Here is a 17,702-nt window from a genome sequence, read left to right on the forward strand (position 1 = left end):
TAAGTATATGTAGTGTATACGTGATGAGTCTTCAACCAATCAAGGACGAGGATTATATAAAAGTTAATTCTGTTGACGCATTCTTTATGCCTCTTCATGGTATACCAACTATAGTATGTTATTTGGAAGACGGAAGACAATTTTATCTATTCAGCGTACCTGCAGAAATCGTTATAGCAATAAATAAAACGAAAGGGAATAAAGAGGAGGAGTTTGGCGATAAAAGAGAAAATATATATGATATCATCTCGTTTATACCAGAAATCACCGAGGAATTTTCCAAGCATATAGAAAAAGTTATTATAGACGATATGATAAGGGATACGGGAGTTTACGTAGCTACAGTTGAATTTAAATTTGATGGTGTAATAATTCAGAAAAGAATGATACCAAGTCATGCAATATTTCTTGCTATAATTTCAAATAAGCCGATTTTCGTTAAGAAAGGATTAGTTGATGAACAAGAAAAGGAAAGTAGAGAAGGACAACAAAAATTTTAGAATTGTTCATTTTACTATTACAATTACAACTTATTGCTTCTAATATTTTATAATGTTAGAATACAAAATAGTTACCTGACTGGCTTTTGCTTCTTACCCTTATATAACGCGTCTAGCGATACACCGTTTACCATTATAACCTTATACCTCACTCCAGGTAAGTCACCCATTGATCTACCTAATGTACCTCCAATTCCAGTAATTATAACTTCATCATGTTCATCAATGAAATTAACTCCACCGTCCCCAGGCACAAATGCAGTAACAACTCTGCCATTTCTTACTAACTGAACTCTTACACATTTTCTAACCGCCGAATTTGGTTGCCTTGATTCTATTCCTACTTTTTCTAAAACTATTCCTCTTGCCATTGGAGCTCCTCCTAATGGATCATATTTCTCCTTTAACTTTAGTATCTTCGTCTTATACTTTCTTTGACTTCTTCTGAATTTTAATCTTTTTAGTCTTAACTTCCTAGCAGCGTATATCCCCTTAGGTGACTTGCTTTTAACCACCTTTTCCAACCCCTTTAAACTATTACCACATTATCAATATCCATATACCTCTTTAAAATTAGCTTTGCTCTTGCTACATTCCTACCATTCTTACCTATTGCTAATCCTTTATCTTGAGGATCTATATTTATATATACTGACTTTTTAGAACTAGTATTTACTACTTTCACACTTCTAACTCTAGCTGGGCTCATTAGATTTTTTACCAATTCCTCTAAATTGTCACTATAAGCTACTAGTTCTATATCTTTACCTATAATTTTCTTTAACTTTTTAACGTTAATACCGCTCTTACCTATAGCGACTCCCATATCTTTTGAATCTACTAGAAATATTATCCTATTGTTTTCATTATCGATAATACAATCTCTCACATTAGCTCTTGTCACTTCTTGAAATAAGGAAATGTAACGTATCTCCTCTGGAGTTAATCTAATTTCTGGCAGAAAAAATCACCTCTCCTTTATAATATCTAAAATTTTGGAATCTCCCTCATCAATAATACTTATTGTAGAAATCATAAACGGTTTACCGCATAGTGTTCCAAGATCCCAGCCACTACCCTTGTATTCATATACAGGTATGTTAGATAACTTCGCATAATGCATTATATCTTGTTTAAGATCTCCTCTTAATGTCGATGCAACAATTACCATCTTCACTTTACTTAATTTTATATATTTTATCGCTCTCTTAGCACCAAAAATAACTTTACCAGTTTTCAAAAGTGATTTTAACTCTCCTTCAAATGAAACTTGTTGTTCTGACACTTTTATCACCTTAATATCGGCCTCATTGTTAATTCAACCATTCCAGTACCTAGTTTAATTGGATGACCAATTATAATGTTTTCTACTACACCTTTAAATTCTTCTACATCTCCTCTAGCCGCAGCATCTAAAAGATGTTTTACAGTAACTTCAAATGCAGCTCTTGCTAATACACTATTCTTCTCTCCAGTTACACCATGTCTACCTATCTGCCTTACAATACCCGTTCTCGTCATCACGTCCGCAATTAATAATATATGCCTTATATCAACATCCAATCCTTGTTCTGCTAATACTTTACTAATCTCCCTAATTATAATTTCCCTTGCCGCTTCTATTCCAAATACTTCCTCAATCTCACGGATATTATTAGTCTCTACTTTAGCTACGTCAACTCCTTTTACACTAAGAACACCAGATAAATTTGAACCATCGGTTAAAATGATATACTCATCGCCCTTTTTCTGGACTATAGCACGTTTTATACCCTTTATTCCCTTTATTTTGGTATTAAGTATCTTATCCCTTAGTTTAAATAGCGCAGCTATACTATCTATATTAGCGAAATTTATGTTTAATGTACTATCCTCAGATTCTTCTATCATAAAATCTCCTAATTTCAATCTACCTATAGCTTTTTTAACATCATCTACAGTAACGCCTTTATCTTTTAACATTTCATTATCGAGTTGGAGAATAATGGACATTGAGGCTATATCGATACTAGTTGAACTCACTACATTTTCTATTTTCGTATATTCTAATTTTCTGGCGACTTCTAACGCTTTATCCCTATCACGCTTGTATTCATCAGTTAAATAAATAGTCATCATTGGAGTAGATGGAACTTTCTTCGCATCCACAATTTCTATTAGCCTTGGAAGTCCTAAAGTTACATTTAACTCTCTTATACCCGCAAAATGGAAAGTCCTTAATGTCATTTGGGTACCGGGCTCACCTACTGACTGTGCGGCTACAATTCCAATAGCCTCTCCTGGAGCTATTAACCCTTCACTATACTCTTTAATAGCCAAATCGAAGATTTTATCAATCTCATCTCTCGTCACTATTATTTCCTTGTTTAATATCAAATTTTTCAAATCGTCTACAATTTTTTGAGGGAGGATATTGGAAGCTTGCTTCACTTTCTCCTCTAAATAGGGCTTATCTTTCTCATCAATCATGCCTTCCACCCCACGACTCTCTCAAAGATTCTATTTACATCTACCGTTTTACCATGAGCTGAATACATGGGAAATACACCATCATCACCATACGCTACTTGAACAACTTCGCCATATAAGCTTCTTACAGTCCCATCATACTCAGCCCTTAAGTCCGATAAGGCGTTTATTAATCTTCTTTGCATATAACCACTCTGTGAGGTTCGCACTGCAGTATCTACTAGACCTTCCCTACCTCCAGCTGCATGGAAGAATAATTCGGTTGGCTTCAGACCAGTTCTAAATGAAGAATAAATGAAACCTCTAGCTTCTGGTGAGATGTCATAAGGTTTAAAGTGAGGTAATGTTCTAGTCATATACCCTCTTTTTATTCTTTCCCCTCTAACTGATTGTTGACCTAACATAGCAGCCATCTGCGTTATATTTAATACGCTACCCCTGGCTCCAGTCCTTGCCATTACATAGGCGAAATTAAACGGATCTAAATATTTACTTGCTATATCACCAGCAGTACTTCTTAACTTATCTAATGTATCAAGAATGTAATTCTCTAAGCTCTCTTCTAAAGTTCTTCCCGGTATTGGTTCTAACTCTCCATTTTTATACTTCTGTATTAGATTATCGACTTCTACTTTAGCCCTATCTATTTCGTTGTAAATTTCTTTCTTTACATCATCTCCTAAAGATACATCTTCAAGTCTCATTGTAAACCCTTGCAATTCGACAAATCTAATAAATACTCTAAATAGGTTATCCATTAACCACTTACCATATTCATCAGAATACTCCTTAATCAGCCAATGGAGGATACTTTCTGGTTGCTGGTTTCCTATAGCCTTTTTATCAAATACACCTTCTAATAGTATTCCGTTCTTAATCACTACATACGAATCGTGTGGACAATCTTCGTTCTTGCACAGCCTAGGGCCACTACTAACGTTAGCTTGACCGTGGAAATTAAAATCTTTAGGGAGAAAAGCACTTATTACTTGTTTACCAGTGTAATACTCCCTAGGTGCTAAAATTGCCGGTTCCCCAAGATCAATTTTAACGTCTGCCACACCCAATATTTGCTGGGCTTCTTCTTTAGTTAATAACGTAGTTTTTACTGTTAGTAGATAAGCACCACTTATATAATCTTGAGCAGCTCCTATAATAGGGCCACCGTATCTTGGGGTTATTATGTTTTTATGTACAAGCATTATCTCCTTGGCTTCAGCTATTGCTTCTTCTGACTGTGGAACATGCAAGTTCATTTCGTCCCCATCGAAATCGGCGTTATATGGAGGACATACGAGCAAGTTCAACCTAAATGTAAGCCCTTTTAGTACTCTAACCCTATGAGCCATCATTGAAATTCTGTGAAGAGAAGGTTGTCTATTAAATAATACTATATCTCCATCAATTAGATGACGCTCGATTATATATCCAGGAGCTAAAGTTGATGCGAGTTCCTTCCTATCTTTAACATACCTTAAATCAATTCTTCTACCGTCTGGTCTAATTACGTAATTGGCACCAGGCCATTTATCGGGTCCATTTATAACGAACTGCCTTAATTTTTCTATATTCCATGGGGTTATTCTTTCCGGAACTGTAAGTGTTTTAGCTATAATTTCTGGAACCCCTACTTCGTCTATGCTAATATTAGGGTCTGGGGATATGACTGTTCTAGATGAGAAGTCAACTCTTTTACCAGATAAATTACCTCTAAATCTACCTTCCTTCCCCTTTAATCTCTGTGCTAATGTTCTTAATGGTCTCCCTGATCTATGTTTAGAGGGAGGCAATCCCGGAATCTCGTTATCAAAGTAAGTCGCAACATGATACTGTAAAAGGTCCCATAAATCTTCTATTATTAGCTGTGGAGCTCCCGCATCTATACTCTCTTTCAATCGTTCATTAATTCTAACTATATCAACTAACTTATGAGTTAAGTCATCTTCAGCTCTTATACCGCTCTCTATCATAATAGAAGGTCTAATTGTAATTGGAGGAACCGGAAGAACAGTTAATATCATCCATTCTGGCCTACTGGTTGTAGGATCATAACCTAGTATTTCAACATCGGAATCTGGTATTTTTTCCAATCTTTCTCTTATGTCGGAAGGAGTTAATTTAGCTACACCTTCTTTCCTCTCCTCATAGAAATTATATGGTTTCTCCAACTTTATCTTGTACTGCTTTTCATTACAGTGTGGACAAACTTGAGCTTTCATTGCAGTCTTCTTTACGTACTCAGTTAACCTCCTAGCTGCTGATGGCCATCTTTTCTTTATTGCATTATATATTCTAGAATATTTCTCTATTTCATCTTCAGAAATTTTAACCCTACCACATCTTCTACATGTGGCTTTTAGAAACTCATATATATGCTTTACAAGACCTACATGAATTACTGGTCTAACTAATTCTATATGCCCAAAGTGCCCAGGGCAGTTGCCTAAAGTGTTACCACAAGTTGGACATTTCTGTCCAGGTTCTATAACACCTAACCTAGGATCCATCACGCTTCCTTCTATTGGAGTACCGTCTTCATCATAAACGTCTGGTGTTATTATTGCAGTCACTGACATTTTTCTTATTTCGTCAGGAGAAAGTATTCCAAACTTTATTCCTTTTATATTCTTTTCACTCATTTCCCTTAACCTCCACTTAATCCAACTTTATCCTCCAAAACTAACCTAGGTGAGATAATCATACTCATTAGTTCTTGAATTAAAAGCTTAAATGCGTAAGATACAGTAACTGGGAACAAGTTACTCTTATCACCATGTATTGGGCATACATATTTATTCTTATTCTTATCGTACCAGCCTATATAACCACACTGATCACAAACGTAAATCATTGTCCTATCAGAGTTATCCAATAACCTGTCTTTAAGAAGCATTGCAGTACCAAAACCAATTAAGCAATCTCTCTCCATTTCTCCAAATCTTAAACCACCTTCTCTAGCTCTTCCTTCTGTTGGTTGTCTAGTTAAAATTTGGACTGGACCCCTAGCTCTAGCATGAAGCTTATCTGCTACCATGTGATGCAATTTCTGATAATAGACTACTCCAAAGTATATTCTAGATTTAATTTTCTGTCCAGTACGTCCATCATACACTACTTCAGTAGCATCTGGTAGATAACCGTATCTCAAAATCTCATTTTGTAATTGTTCTATAGGTGTCTTGTAGAAAGGTGTAGCATCTACAATATTTCCGGATAATGCTGCATATTTACCAGCTATTCCTTCCATAATTTGTCCTAACGTCATTCTAGATGGCAATGCATGAGGATTTAATATTATATCTGGCACAACGCCTTTAACGGTATATGGCATGTCAACTTGTGGTATGAGCATACCTATAACGCCTTTTTGTCCATGTCTACTGGCGAATTTATCGCCAATTGTTGGTATCCTAAGATCTCTTACTCTTACCTTAACTAGCTTATTACCCTCAGCAGTTTCGGTAATTAGAACTAAATCCACTATACCCATTTCACCATGTCTTGTAACTATTGAGGTGTCACGCTTAGCTTGCTCTGGAGATAATTCTTTAAATTCTTGTAAGAATCTTGGAGGGCTAACTTTACCTATTAAAACATCTCCTCCCTTCACTTCGACCTCTGGAGAGACTACTCCGTTATCCTCTAGAAGTCTGTAATATTCTTTGCCCTTATATCCTCTAACACCAGCTTCTGGCATTACTATTTTATCTTCTTGACCTCCAGGGTATTTTACCTCTTCCGTTGAGTAAAGCCTAAAAAATGTAGATCTATACATTCCCCTCTCCACGGAGGATCTATTCATAATTATTGAATCTTCCATATTGTAGCCAGTAAATGACATTACGGCTAATATAGCATTATTTCCGGCCGGCCTATTTGTATATCCTATAATATCTAATGCCCTAGTTTGAACTAGAGGTCTTTGTGGATAATGAAGTAAATGTGCTCTCGTGTCCGTACGTAATTGATAATTTGCTGCATATAGACCTAGAGCTTGTTTCGCCATAGCTGATTGGTATGTATTTCTAGGTGATTGATTATGCTCTGGATATGGTATTATAGACGCTGTTATGCCTAAAATAGCTGGAGACCATATTTCTAAATGAGTATGATCTGGAGTTAAGTCATTAGGTTCTAAAGCAACATAAGCGTTCTCCTCTTCTTCTGCATCTAGATACTCTATCTTTCCTTGTCTAACAAGATCGTCAAATGTAATAGCACCTGATTCTAACTTTTCAATGTCTTCAATAGTTACCAACGGGTTACCGTTAGAAACAATTATAAGTGGTCTTCTAACTCTTCCAGAATCACAATTAACATGAACCTCATTAATAAAATCTGTCACTATATGGCCTACGTTTACTTCATCACTAATTTCTCCTTTTCTCCTTCTTTCTCTTATCTTATTAGCTAATTCTCCACCATCTTGATAATAGCCTATTAATCTTCCATTGAGTATAACCTTAGACCATTTCAGATACTCATTCTGATCCTCTCCGCCTTCCGTTACTCTTCTTATGACCTCCTCCACTGGAACTACTCCCATTTCATAAAGTGTTTTTTCTACAATCCTCTCATTTATTCCTACAGCAATTTGAGCCATTAACGCTAGATTCTTAACTAGTCCACTATTTGGACCTTCTGGTGTTTCAAAGGGACACATCCTACCCCATTGCGTACCATGTAAATCTCTGGCTTCGAAATTAGGTTGACCCCTTGCTAGTGAGGATATTACTCTCCTCAGATGGCTTAACATAGAAAGCCAGTTGGTCCTATCAAGTAATTGGCTAACTCCAGTTCTTCCACCAACCCAGTTCCCAGTAGCTAATGCATGCCTTATTCTTTCTGTAACAATATCTGGTCTAACTAATGCCTTTAAAGCGAGTTTCCTACCTCTTACCTTAGATTTCTCTAATTGATATGTTAAATCTTTTACGAAAGCTTTGAAAGCTACTCTAAATAATGATGCAAACAAATCTCCAGCTAATCTTAATCTTTTGTTAGCGTAATGATCTTTATCGTCGGGTTCCCTTCTACCAAGATATAATTCAATTACTTTTGATATAGCGTAAGCTAAATAATACGCTTTCTTCTTTCTATCTTCTGCTGAAGTGCCTAAATGGGGTAGGAAATATTTATCAATTATCTGCTGTGCTTTTTCTATTCTGTTTTCTCTCTTTTGGCCTATAGCTACTCTACTACCTATAAAATCTAGTGCATCATCAACGTTGGCTATCGAACTTGCTTGCTCTAGAGAAGGAAATAATTCATTCTGAACCTCAGGATCTAATGATACCGCATAAACTATATCTCTATCGGTTAATATACCCAGTGCCCTCATTAGAATAACAAACGGAATCTTACCGGGAACTGCTGGAAAAGATACATGAAATGTACCATCTTTTAATCTTTCTATTGTCACAGGCACTCTATAGCCCGCAGTACTCGAGATAATTTTCGCTGTATGCGTAATGTTTGATCCTGTCTTTCCAGTATCTACAAGAACTCTATTTGGAGCCAAATCTTCTTGAGTTACTATAACTCTTTCAGATCCATTTACTATGAAATACCCTCCTGGGTCTTTAGGATCTTCACCTATCTCAATTAGCTTATCTAGAGTATACTGTGATATTGGGTCTATGGCTGATTTAAGCATTATAGGCAGGTCGCCTATATAAACCTCTTCTGGTTCTGCTTCAATATTATTTTCAACTGGGATCATTGTAAGCCATAGTGGAGCGGCATAAGTTAAGTTCCTTAATCGAGCTTCCATGGGACTGATTTCTCTTTCTCCTCTATCCGATTCCCGGACTCTTGGTTTTCCTATCCTTATCTTGCCTAATCTCACTTTCAAACCTGGTATTTCTGTGGGTATTTCTCCTTGTTCGTCAATAATTTCTTGAAGCTTATTTCTAACAAAGTCATTGTATGAATCCAGATGCTGTCTAACTAAGCCTTTGGATTTAAAGTACGCTTCGATGACTCTCCATCTTTCATCAATGGTTAAATTAGATGCCAATTAGTTCACCCACTAATTACATACCTATATGAGACAACTTCTCCATATAATTGACTCTTCCTTATAATTCTAATTATATCCCCTGGTTTCGCATTTATACTCCTGGCAACGGGATCTGAAGCCCTTATCCAAGGTAATTGTTCTGGTCTAATTCCTAATTCTTTTAGAATTTTATACGCCTCATCGATATTAAGTACCTCATGCTTAGGTACAAGATAGTGAATTCTTGGATCAATTTTCTTATTAGATGATCCTCTCATTATTAACCATTATTCACATACTACATTTGGTTAATAAGAGTTTTACTCTGACTTACTTAATAGACTATATAATATTCGATGCGTTACCTTTCAAGTACTTTGTAATTTTATTCAGTAATTCATATATAAACATTAAATCCAATTTTAGAGACATTTACTCCTATTCGGCAATAAATTATCCTAAATAGTATCAAGCAACCTCTCAGTCGAAATATTCATCTATAATATATTGACTTTTTCAAATATATAAAATTAATTATTATAATATCATTTTAATCATAACTATAATAATATTATTAAAAAGAAAGTTTGTCTTCCACGCAATTTTGTAGTAAACTAATTTATTCTAATAATACATTAAGGTCATAGGTGAATGAAAATTAGCAACTCTGAGAGAAGGCTTAGGCAACCTATAGTAGTAGTATTAGGCCATGTAGATCATGGAAAAACTACACTACTTGATAAAATAAGGGGTACAACAGTAGTTAAAAAGGAACCTGGAGAAATGACACAAGAGGTAGGAGCTAGTTTCGTTCCAAGTTATATAATTGAAAAATTAGCAGAACCTCTTAAGAAGGTAATACCCATAAAACTTCAGATACCAGGATTATTGTTTATTGACACGCCAGGTCATGAATATTTTTCAAACTTGAGAAGAAGAGGTGGAAGCGTAGCAGATATTGCGATCCTAGTTGTTGATATAACTGAAGGCCTACAGAAGCAATCAATAGAATCAATACAAATACTAAGAGAAAGAAAAGTTCCATTTCTCATAGCTGCTAATAAAATAGATAAAATACCCGGATGGAAATCAAATAATGACATACCGTTTTTAGCATCAATCGAGAAACAGAGGAATGATGTGAAAGTTTATCTAGACAACTTAGTCTATAATTTAGTTTCTCAATTAGCAAACTTAGGCTTTAGCTCAGAACGTTATGATAGAATAAAGGATTTCACTAAAACAGTAGCAATAGTTCCGGTTTCTGCAAAGACCGGTGAAGGCGTTGCAGATCTTTTAGCATTACTAGCTGGATTAACCCAAAGGTACTTAGAGACTAGATTAAAATTTGCAGAGGGTCCAGCAAAGGGAGTTATATTAGAAGTAAAAGAAGATCCAGGGTTAGGACACACCATAGATGTTATAATTTATGATGGAGTGCTTAAGAAAAATGATACTATAATATTAGGAGGCATTAACGGCATTATTATAACTAAAGTTAGAGGAATATTTGTACCTAGACCATTACAAGATATGAAATTAAGCAAGTATGATCTAACGCCAATAGATGAAGTATATGCAGCAGCTGGAGTGAAGATATCTGCACCCAATTTAGAGGAAGCATTAGCTGGATCACCAATTTATGTGGTAGAAGACGAGTCTAAGGTTGAGCGATATAAACAACAGATAGAAGAGGAAATTAAAGAAGTTAGACTCTACAGCGATATTGACGGAATAATACTCAAGGCAGATAGTTTAGGAACATTAGAAGCCTTAGTTAGTGCTCTGCAGCGTGAAGGGATTCCAATAAGGCTAGCGGACATAGGGCCGATTTCGAAAAGAGATGTTATAGAAGCGAGTATAGTAGCTCAAAGATCAAAAGAATATGGAATTATTGCTGCTTTTAGAGTAAAGTTATTACAAGGAATTGATACTAGTGGAATAAAAATATTGTATAACGAAATAATTTATCAATTAATCGAAGATATCAAGAAGCATATTAATGATGTCAGGGAAGCGGAAAAAAGGCGCACGTTTGACACATTAATATTGCCAGGGAAAATAAAGATCTTGCCGGGTTATGTATTTAGACGCAGTGACCCAGTAGTAGTAGGTATTGAGGTTATAGGAGGCATTATAAGACCTAAGTATCCGTTAATTAAGGAAGATGGAAGGAGAGTCGGTGAGGTACTACAAATCCAGGATAATAAGAAAAGTCTAGAAAGAGCCACTAAAGGAATGGAAGTTGCAATATCAATTAAAGGCAATATAATGATTGGGAGACATGTAAATGAAGGGGATGTTTTATACACAGACGTACCTAAAGAAGACCTCGAGATATTAGTCAACAAGTATCCAAGTTCTATTACAGATGATATGAGGGAAGTAATAAAAGAAATAATAAGAATAAAGAGAAAAGAAGATCCTTTATATGGATTAGGATTACAGATCTGATTTATCGAAGAATAACGACATCTCTCGCTGAGCTTTTTCAATAGAATCAGATGCATGAATGACGTTTTCTGACTTAGATAACGCATAATCTCCTCTTATAGTGCCAGGAGGTGCCTCTTTAGGATCTGTATTACCAATCATTCGCCTTATCACTTGCACTACGTCATCGCCTTCTATCACCATGCATACTACTGGACCAGAGGTCACGTAATTTACAAGTTCTTCAAAGAAACTTTTTCCTTTGTGCTCCTCATACAATTTTTCAGCTGTGTCCCTTGACATTTTCACCATTTTAAGAGATACAATTTTTAATCCCCTTTTCTCAAATCTACTAATTATCTCGCCTATTAATCCCCTCTTAACTCCATCTGGCTTTATCATTACAAATGTTCTTTGTGCAACCATTTTTCATCGAACCTTCATATATCTAGTAGTCCATTTATACTTCTTTGGATCTCTATGATACTTCAGCATTGATTTCCTACACTTACTTGAACAAAACCACAAGATTGTACCATCATTCCTTACATACATTAATCCAGTTCCTGGAGGTATTTCATGACCACAGAAACTACATTGCCTAGTAGTAGGCATTTAAACCACAAATAAACAATATGGGTGAAGTATTTAAGTGAATTGTTCATAGTAATAGCTGGTGGAAAAATGAGTGAAAAAACCCAGCAATCACAAGGTTCATCTATAATAGAAGAATTTGGATTTCCAGCTGAAGTTATCCAAATTTTGGATAGGACTGGTGTAACTGGAGAAGTTACCCAAGTAAGGGTAAGGGTATTAGAGGGTAGGGATAAAGGGAGAATACTTACTAGAAACGTAAAGGGACCAGTAAGAGTAGGTGATATTCTAATATTAAGAGAGACAGAGAGGGAAGCTAGAAAAATAACAACTAAGAGGTAACAAAAACTAATGCCATTATACGTAATCGATAAACCAATAACATTACATATATTAACACAACTTAGGGATAAATATACCGATCAAATTAACTTTAGGAAAAATTTGGTAAGATTAGGGAGAATATTAGGCTACGAAATATCAAATACATTAGATTATGAAATAGTAGAAGTTGAAACACCACTAGGTGTGAAAACTAAAGGGGTAGACATAACAGACCTAAACAACATAGTCATTATAAACATATTAAGGGCTGCAGTACCCTTAGTTGAGGGTTTACTTAAAGCATTTCCTAAAGCGAGACAAGGTGTGATAGGGGCAAGTAGAGTAGAAGTTGATGGGAAAGAAGTACCAAAAGATATGGACGTTTATATATATTACAAAAAAATACCAGATATAAGAGCTAAAGTTGATAATGTAATAATTGCAGATCCTATGATTGCAACAGCAAGTACTATGTTAAAGGTACTTGAAGAAGTTGTGAAAGCTAATCCTAAAAGAATATATATTGTATCAATAATTTCTTCAGAATATGGGGTCAACAAAATTCTCTCTAAATATCCATTTATTTATCTTTTCACAGTCGCAATTGATCCTGAACTTAATAATAAAGGTTATATTTTGCCTGGTCTCGGAGACGCTGGAGATAGAGCATTTGGGTGATGAGATACGGATGATGATGTAAAAATAGGATTAGAAGTTCATGTTCATATAACTGCATTGAAAACTAAACTATTCTGTTCATGTCCATCGGATTATACTGGAAAAGACCCGAATACAGTAACTTGTCCCGTATGTTTAGGATTACCTGGGGCTATTCCCGTATTAAATGAAAATGCAGTAAAATACGGTATCTTAACTGCATTAGCCCTTAACTGTCAAATTGCTGAAAAATTGATTTTCGATAGAAAACACTATTTTTATCCAGATATGTCTAAAAATTATCAGATATCTCAGTATGATGGACCAGGTAGTATGGCCATAGCCAAAGACGGTTATATCAAATTAAATGATAAAATCATAAGAATTAGAAGAATAAATATAGAAGAAGATCCGGCAAAGATAGTCTACCCTACTGGTTCTATACTAACTAGCAAATATACGTTACTAGACTATAATAGATCTGGTACACCATTGTTAGAAATTGTAACAGAACCAGATCTAAGGTCTGCTAAAGAAGCCAGATTCTTCCTAGAAAAATTAAGGTCAATCCTAGAACATTTAGGTGTATGTGATTGTGGTATTGAAGGTGCAATGAAAGCTGATGTAAATATATCAGTAAAAGGAGGAGAGAGAGTGGAAGTTAAGAATGTGGGTTCTCCTAAAGACGTTGAGGATGCTATAAATTATGAAATTGCAAGACAGAGAGCTAGTATACTACAAGGTATCAAGATAGAAAGAGAGACTAGACATTGGGATAACGAAAGGAGAGTTACAGTACCTTTACGAACTAAAGAGACTGAGGAGGATTATAGATATTTTCCAGATCCAGATTTACCGCCATACTCAATAACACCAGAGCTTATCGAGAAGTTTAAACGTGAAATGCCAGAGTTACCAGACCAGAGAGCGGAGAGATTTGTAAAACAATACAACGTTACTCCATATCAAGCTCAAGTTTTAGTTAATGAAAAAGCGTTAGCAGATTTATTTGAAGAAATCACAAACAACTATAAAAACTATGCCAAAGTCGCAAATCTGCTAATTAACGATTACATGAGATGGCTTAACGAAAATAATATCACAGTAACACAAAGTAAAGCCAAAGCTAATCATATCATTGAACTATTTGAATACTTAGATTCTGGCTTAATATCAATAAAAATAGTAAAAGAACTACTACCTGAAATGATCTTAACTGGAAAAACTCCGGGACAACTAATTAAGGAAAAGGGTATGACAAACATCAAAGATGAGAACTACTTAGAAAGGATTATAGATGAAGTATTAAATGAAGAGAAAGAGGCTGTAGAGAAAGCTAAGAGAGATCCAAAAGTTGTAAATTATTTAGTAGGTATGGTAATGAAGAAGACGGGGAAAAGAGCTGACCCTCAAATGACAGTTGAAATAATAAAAAAGAAGCTAGGTTTAACTTAACATGGAGATTTTTATGTTACAGAGTAATCAAATAAAGGAAAAAGAATTACGGCTTAGGCTATTTAGTGTAGATATCTTAAAAGAATTGAAAAACATTTATACTTACAAAGAATTGTCCAAATTCTTCAATATTCAAGAAAGTTTGATATGTAGATACGTTAACGGGAGAACAATACCTAGCGAGAGACAAGCTTTAGAAATCGTTACAAGGATAAAGAATAAGGAATTTCTATATAACTTCTTTATAAGAAAAATAAGAGTTTATGAAGATGATTTCATAGATGTATCTAATTTGCTATTTTATCCTAACTTACTAAAAACATTTCTAGAATTATATTTAATTAAATTAAATAAAGTTAGTGATGTAACAAAAATAGTAGGCATTGCCTCAAACGGAATCCCATTTGCTACAATAGTAGCTTCAATATTAGAAAAACCACTCATAATATCGAAAAAACATAAGGACTCTACTCAGATACAATATATTGAGGAGAATATCAGAGAAAGTAATGGCGTAATTTCAACACTTTACATAAGGGGTGATTATATTTCAAAAAAGGATAAGATACTTATAGTTGATGATGTAATTAGAAGTGGAAAAACCCTACTTTCACTTTACAACTTGATAGGTAAAGCGAATGCAAGTGTAGTAGGGGCTCTTATAATAGCAACTAATACTGATACTTGGAAGGATAAATTCATAAACAAAGATATAAATCTTATGGTGCTTTTTAAAGTATGAGTATAGCTAAAATTCAAAGAAATGTTTACGTCATAGGTGGTAAGTTAATAGACGATAATGATACCAATGCATATCTAGTTTATGATGACGAAAAAAATTATTATACACTTATTGACACTACAACTGGTGCTAACATTCGATACGTAATAGAGAGCCTTTTAGAGATCTTAAAGGGAAAGGATAAACTAAAGTACGTCATATTAACAAGCTGTAAGTTTGAAAATAGTGGTGGATTATACTATATTTATAATTTATTTAAACCAATTACAATAGCACATTTTCCAGATTCTATAATGATCAGAAAAGGTGAGTGCGAAAATAGATTATATACCCCATCCCCAATATCATTAGAAATTAAGCAGAAACAATATATTTTGGATAATCTTTTAATACTCCTTAGTAAAAATATCACTAATGGAAATATAGTGGTAAAATATAATGATGTCTTGTTTTCTGGAAGTAATACAAAGATCACACAATATTCTAAATACATAAAATATATTTGCGATGTAAACAAATGTAGATCAGTGAGTGATTAAAATGGTATTCGAGGAAAGTTGTCAATCTTGTGGAAAAATAAAGGAAACGAAATACTGCTCAGTACTCAAAATTAATGTTTGCTATGAATGCTGCACATTATGCAAAAAGCGAATTGATTGTAATCTAAGAGTTTGGTTCAAAGATTTAATTCCAAATAAAAAACAACAGCTTAGAAAACAAGAAAAAACTACATTAGAAAAATACTTTTGATTAATATATGTCACATCTGTTGGAAGGATTTGTAAGTGTTCTTATAGATCTCGGAATTCTCTAAGGTTGAAGCAATACGTTTATACTTTATAGCATCGCCCAATGAGTTCTCTCCATGTTCCTTAGTCCATTTATCAAGGGGTATTTGATATTCTCTTAATACTTTATCTCTATACAAATCGTTTAATACATTATAGGTACAGAATGGAATTACTCTACCATCCGGAACAACATAGTGAATATCACATCTCATCACTCTTTGTACATCGTAATTATATAAGTCCATGAAGTGCATACTTCCTAAGAATAATGTTCTATAGTGCCACTCTCCAAGTGCTTCGTAGTTATGATGAATTATTATGTTATAGAGCATCTTATATACATCAAAGTCCTTAGGTCCTTGCTCTTTATCTATGAACTTCCTTATACTATACAATACTTTACTTGCAACCCATACCTTATTAGCGCCTTCCCTTAACTCTTCTTCTTTCTCTTTAAGATATTCTAGCAAACCTTCTAAATCAATAAACTTCGAAATTGGTATGAAGTGAGGTTCGTGATTCCTCCATTCTACATATACATATGTTCCAGCTCCACAAGAAGGATGATTAGCCATTTCGAATTGCTCCTTACCAGTTAAAGCTTCAACTAGCCTTGAGAAGACAACAGAAGTACCTATTGGATACCAACTATCCTTAGTTATCTCACCATCAGTTTGTTCTTCTATGTTCTTTATAACTTCGGGTATCGTGATTCTGAATTTAGCTCTCATATTCCTTTTCATCATTCCGGTTAAGCTCACTGGCTGGAAGTTTACTGATCTAACTACATCCATATTATATGCTGCAAACTTAACTATATTCCCTAGATCATTGTCATTAACTGTCTTTATTACAGTAGGAACTAGCACAACACTTGTCATTCCTGCTCTTCTGAATACTTCTAACGTGTAGGGAATTTCCCAATGATTCTTAGGATTAGTTTTTCTAGTTGTACCGTCAAAACTCATGTATACAGTATTTACTCCAGCCTCTCTAAGAGCTCTAGCGTATTTAATTGCCTTATCGGGATCTTCTAAATACAGTTTAGCAAAAGTGCCTCCCCAACTATTTAATTGAATATGTTTTACACCATTTTCTCTAAGCATCTTTATTATTTCTATTATGTCCTCCCTTAATGTAGGCTCTCCTCCAGTCACTTGGATAACAAGCGTAATATCTTGTTTCTTTAGTTGATCTACCATAAACTTAATTTGCTCTAACGTAGGTTCATAAACATATCCTGCCTTTTCAGCATAGAAGAAACAATACCAACAAGATAAGTCACATCTATTTGTTATCACTAAATTAACTAATGCTGAGTGTTGATGATGCATCGGGCATAATCCACAGTTATAAGGGCAGGGAGATTTCAAGTCAACATAGGGGACTTTAGGTCCTTTTCCTTCATACTCCCAATAGTCAAACTTATAGTATAGACTAGAATCTGCGTAATATAAGTCCTCAAATTCTCCGTGTTCTGGGCATATTTTTCTTATGAACAATTTCCCTTCTTTTTCAAATATAGTAGCTGGTAATAGCCTATAGCATGCTGGACATAGTGAATGAGTTACTCTAACTAATTTCTCATCTTTAGCTAATGTTGGTAAGGGTCCTCCTATATTAATTTCTTTATCTCCAAATTTGACTACTCCTTCCTCGAAACTTGACGGTGCAGGCAAAAGTCTGGAATGCCTTTCAGTATTTACTATCTGAGCCATTGAAAGTAAGATTTGCGA

The 17,702-nt window shown here is 34.7% G+C and carries 16 protein-coding genes and 1 pseudogene; 7 read left to right on the forward strand and 10 right to left on the reverse strand.

What is annotated here, in order from left to right; all coding sequences use genetic code 11:
• Positions 1-23 precede the first annotated feature (23 nt).
• Positions 24-500 carry a bifunctional nuclease family protein gene (locus tag SSOP1_RS01100; RefSeq protein WP_009990468.1) on the forward strand — a complete coding sequence of 159 codons (477 nt, stop codon included), beginning with the start codon at positions 24-26 and terminating at the stop codon, positions 498-500.
• 71 nt (positions 501-571) lie between these two features.
• On the opposite strand, the gene SSOP1_RS01105 is transcribed toward SSOP1_RS01100, so the two are convergent.
• The 7 genes from SSOP1_RS01105 to SSOP1_RS01135 are packed head-to-tail and all read right to left on the reverse strand — an operon-like array spanning position 572 to position 9,248.
• The gene (locus SSOP1_RS01105; RefSeq protein WP_014511510.1) at positions 572-1,015 is read right to left on the reverse strand and encodes a 30S ribosomal protein S12; all 444 of its coding nucleotides are present in this window, start codon (positions 1,013-1,015) and stop codon (positions 572-574) included.
• A 14-nt stretch (positions 1,016-1,029) separates the two neighbouring features.
• Entirely contained in the window at positions 1,030-1,461 is a 432-nt protein-coding gene (locus SSOP1_RS01110; RefSeq protein WP_014511511.1) for a NusA-like transcription termination signal-binding factor, read from the reverse strand.
• Positions 1,462-1,467: 6 nt separating this feature from the next.
• Positions 1,468-1,785, reverse strand: coding sequence for a 50S ribosomal protein L30e (locus tag SSOP1_RS01115; protein WP_009990472.1), 318 nt, complete (start codon positions 1,783-1,785; stop codon positions 1,468-1,470).
• Between the two features lie 5 nt (positions 1,786-1,790).
• Positions 1,791-2,969 (reverse strand): DNA-directed RNA polymerase subunit A'', encoded by a 1,179-nt coding sequence (gene rpoA2 / locus SSOP1_RS01120; protein ID WP_009990475.1) that lies wholly within the window; start codon positions 2,967-2,969, stop codon positions 1,791-1,793.
• Complete coding sequence (gene rpoA1 / locus SSOP1_RS01125; RefSeq protein ID WP_009990476.1) at positions 2,966-5,608, reverse strand: DNA-directed RNA polymerase subunit A'; 2,643 nt, start codon at positions 5,606-5,608, stop codon at positions 2,966-2,968. The genes rpoA2 and rpoA1 overlap by 4 nt, the downstream gene beginning before the upstream one ends.
• Before the next feature lie 5 nt (positions 5,609-5,613).
• Complete coding sequence (locus tag SSOP1_RS01130) at positions 5,614-8,988, reverse strand: DNA-directed RNA polymerase subunit B (protein WP_009990478.1); 3,375 nt, start codon at positions 8,986-8,988, stop codon at positions 5,614-5,616.
• Positions 8,989-8,993: 5 nt separating this feature from the next.
• Positions 8,994-9,248 carry a DNA-directed RNA polymerase subunit H gene (locus tag SSOP1_RS01135; RefSeq protein ID WP_009990480.1) on the reverse strand — a complete coding sequence of 85 codons (255 nt, stop codon included), beginning with the start codon at positions 9,246-9,248 and terminating at the stop codon, positions 8,994-8,996.
• A 373-nt stretch (positions 9,249-9,621) separates the two neighbouring features.
• Here SSOP1_RS01135 and infB point away from each other — a divergent pair, with 373 nt between their 5' ends.
• Positions 9,622-11,424, forward strand: coding sequence for a translation initiation factor IF-2 (gene infB, locus SSOP1_RS01140; protein WP_009990481.1), 1,803 nt, complete (start codon positions 9,622-9,624; stop codon positions 11,422-11,424).
• On the opposite strand, the gene ndk is transcribed toward infB, so the two are convergent.
• Positions 11,413-11,829 carry a nucleoside-diphosphate kinase gene (gene ndk / locus SSOP1_RS01145; RefSeq protein ID WP_009990482.1) on the reverse strand — a complete coding sequence of 139 codons (417 nt, stop codon included), beginning with the start codon at positions 11,827-11,829 and terminating at the stop codon, positions 11,413-11,415. The genes infB and ndk overlap by 12 nt on opposite strands.
• Before the next feature lie 3 nt (positions 11,830-11,832).
• On the reverse strand, positions 11,833-12,018 hold the full coding sequence (locus SSOP1_RS01150; RefSeq protein WP_009990483.1) for a 50S ribosomal protein L24e: 186 nt from the start codon (positions 12,016-12,018) through the stop codon (positions 11,833-11,835).
• A gap of 69 nt (positions 12,019-12,087) precedes the next feature.
• Between SSOP1_RS01150 and SSOP1_RS01155 the strand changes: the two genes are divergently transcribed.
• From SSOP1_RS01155 to SSOP1_RS01175, 5 genes and pseudogenes are all read left to right on the forward strand, one after another.
• Entirely contained in the window at positions 12,088-12,339 is a 252-nt protein-coding gene (locus tag SSOP1_RS01155) for a 30S ribosomal protein S28e (protein ID WP_014511512.1), read from the forward strand.
• Positions 12,340-12,348: 9 nt separating this feature from the next.
• Positions 12,349-12,999 carry a uracil phosphoribosyltransferase gene (gene upp, locus SSOP1_RS01160; protein WP_009990487.1) on the forward strand — a complete coding sequence of 217 codons (651 nt, stop codon included), beginning with the start codon at positions 12,349-12,351 and terminating at the stop codon, positions 12,997-12,999.
• Between the two features lie 18 nt (positions 13,000-13,017).
• Positions 13,018-14,433, forward strand: a pseudogene (gene gatB / locus SSOP1_RS01165) (Asp-tRNA(Asn)/Glu-tRNA(Gln) amidotransferase subunit GatB); the annotation flags it as partial.
• Between the two features lies 1 nt (position 14,434).
• Positions 14,435-15,175: a phosphoribosyltransferase family protein gene (locus tag SSOP1_RS01170; protein WP_009990490.1), complete on the forward strand. Its 741-nt coding sequence runs from the start codon at positions 14,435-14,437 to the stop codon at positions 15,173-15,175.
• A complete protein-coding gene (locus SSOP1_RS01175) occupies positions 15,172-15,714 on the forward strand; it encodes an MBL fold metallo-hydrolase (protein ID WP_009990491.1) in 543 nt (180 codons plus the stop codon). Before SSOP1_RS01170 ends, SSOP1_RS01175 begins: the two co-directional genes overlap by 4 nt.
• A 221-nt stretch (positions 15,715-15,935) precedes the next feature.
• On the opposite strand, the gene tes is transcribed toward SSOP1_RS01175, so the two are convergent.
• A complete protein-coding gene (tes, locus tag SSOP1_RS01180; protein ID WP_009990493.1) occupies positions 15,936-17,684 on the reverse strand; it encodes a tetraether lipid synthase Tes in 1,749 nt (582 codons plus the stop codon).
• Positions 17,685-17,702 lie beyond the last annotated feature (18 nt).

This window comes from Saccharolobus solfataricus, from assembly GCF_900079115.1.
GTDB classification, from domain to species: domain Archaea; phylum Thermoproteota; class Thermoprotei_A; order Sulfolobales; family Sulfolobaceae; genus Saccharolobus; species Saccharolobus solfataricus.

Excerpts from the sequence above, each read along its gene's own strand:
- SSOP1_RS01100 (WP_009990468.1), top strand. The coding sequence starts at position 24 with ATGAGTCTTCAACCAATCAAGGACGAGGATTATATAAAAGTTAATTCT.
- tes (WP_009990493.1), bottom strand. The coding sequence starts at position 17,684 with ATGGCTCAGATAGTAAATACTGAAAGGCATTCCAGACTTTTGCCTGCA.
- upp (WP_009990487.1), top strand. The coding sequence starts at position 12,349 with ATGCCATTATACGTAATCGATAAACCAATAACATTACATATATTAACA.
- SSOP1_RS01150 (WP_009990483.1), bottom strand. The coding sequence starts at position 12,018 with ATGCCTACTACTAGGCAATGTAGTTTCTGTGGTCATGAAATACCTCCA.
- ndk (WP_009990482.1), bottom strand. The coding sequence starts at position 11,829 with ATGGTTGCACAAAGAACATTTGTAATGATAAAGCCAGATGGAGTTAAG.
- SSOP1_RS01155 (WP_014511512.1), top strand. The coding sequence starts at position 12,088 with ATGAGTGAAAAAACCCAGCAATCACAAGGTTCATCTATAATAGAAGAA.
- SSOP1_RS01170 (WP_009990490.1), top strand. The coding sequence starts at position 14,435 with ATGGAGATTTTTATGTTACAGAGTAATCAAATAAAGGAAAAAGAATTA.
- SSOP1_RS01135 (WP_009990480.1), bottom strand. The coding sequence starts at position 9,248 with ATGAGAGGATCATCTAATAAGAAAATTGATCCAAGAATTCACTATCTT.
- infB (WP_009990481.1), top strand. The coding sequence starts at position 9,622 with ATGAAAATTAGCAACTCTGAGAGAAGGCTTAGGCAACCTATAGTAGTA.
- rpoA2 (WP_009990475.1), bottom strand. The coding sequence starts at position 2,969 with ATGATTGATGAGAAAGATAAGCCCTATTTAGAGGAGAAAGTGAAGCAA.
- rpoA1 (WP_009990476.1), bottom strand. The coding sequence starts at position 5,608 with ATGAGTGAAAAGAATATAAAAGGAATAAAGTTTGGAATACTTTCTCCT.
- SSOP1_RS01175 (WP_009990491.1), top strand. The coding sequence starts at position 15,172 with ATGAGTATAGCTAAAATTCAAAGAAATGTTTACGTCATAGGTGGTAAG.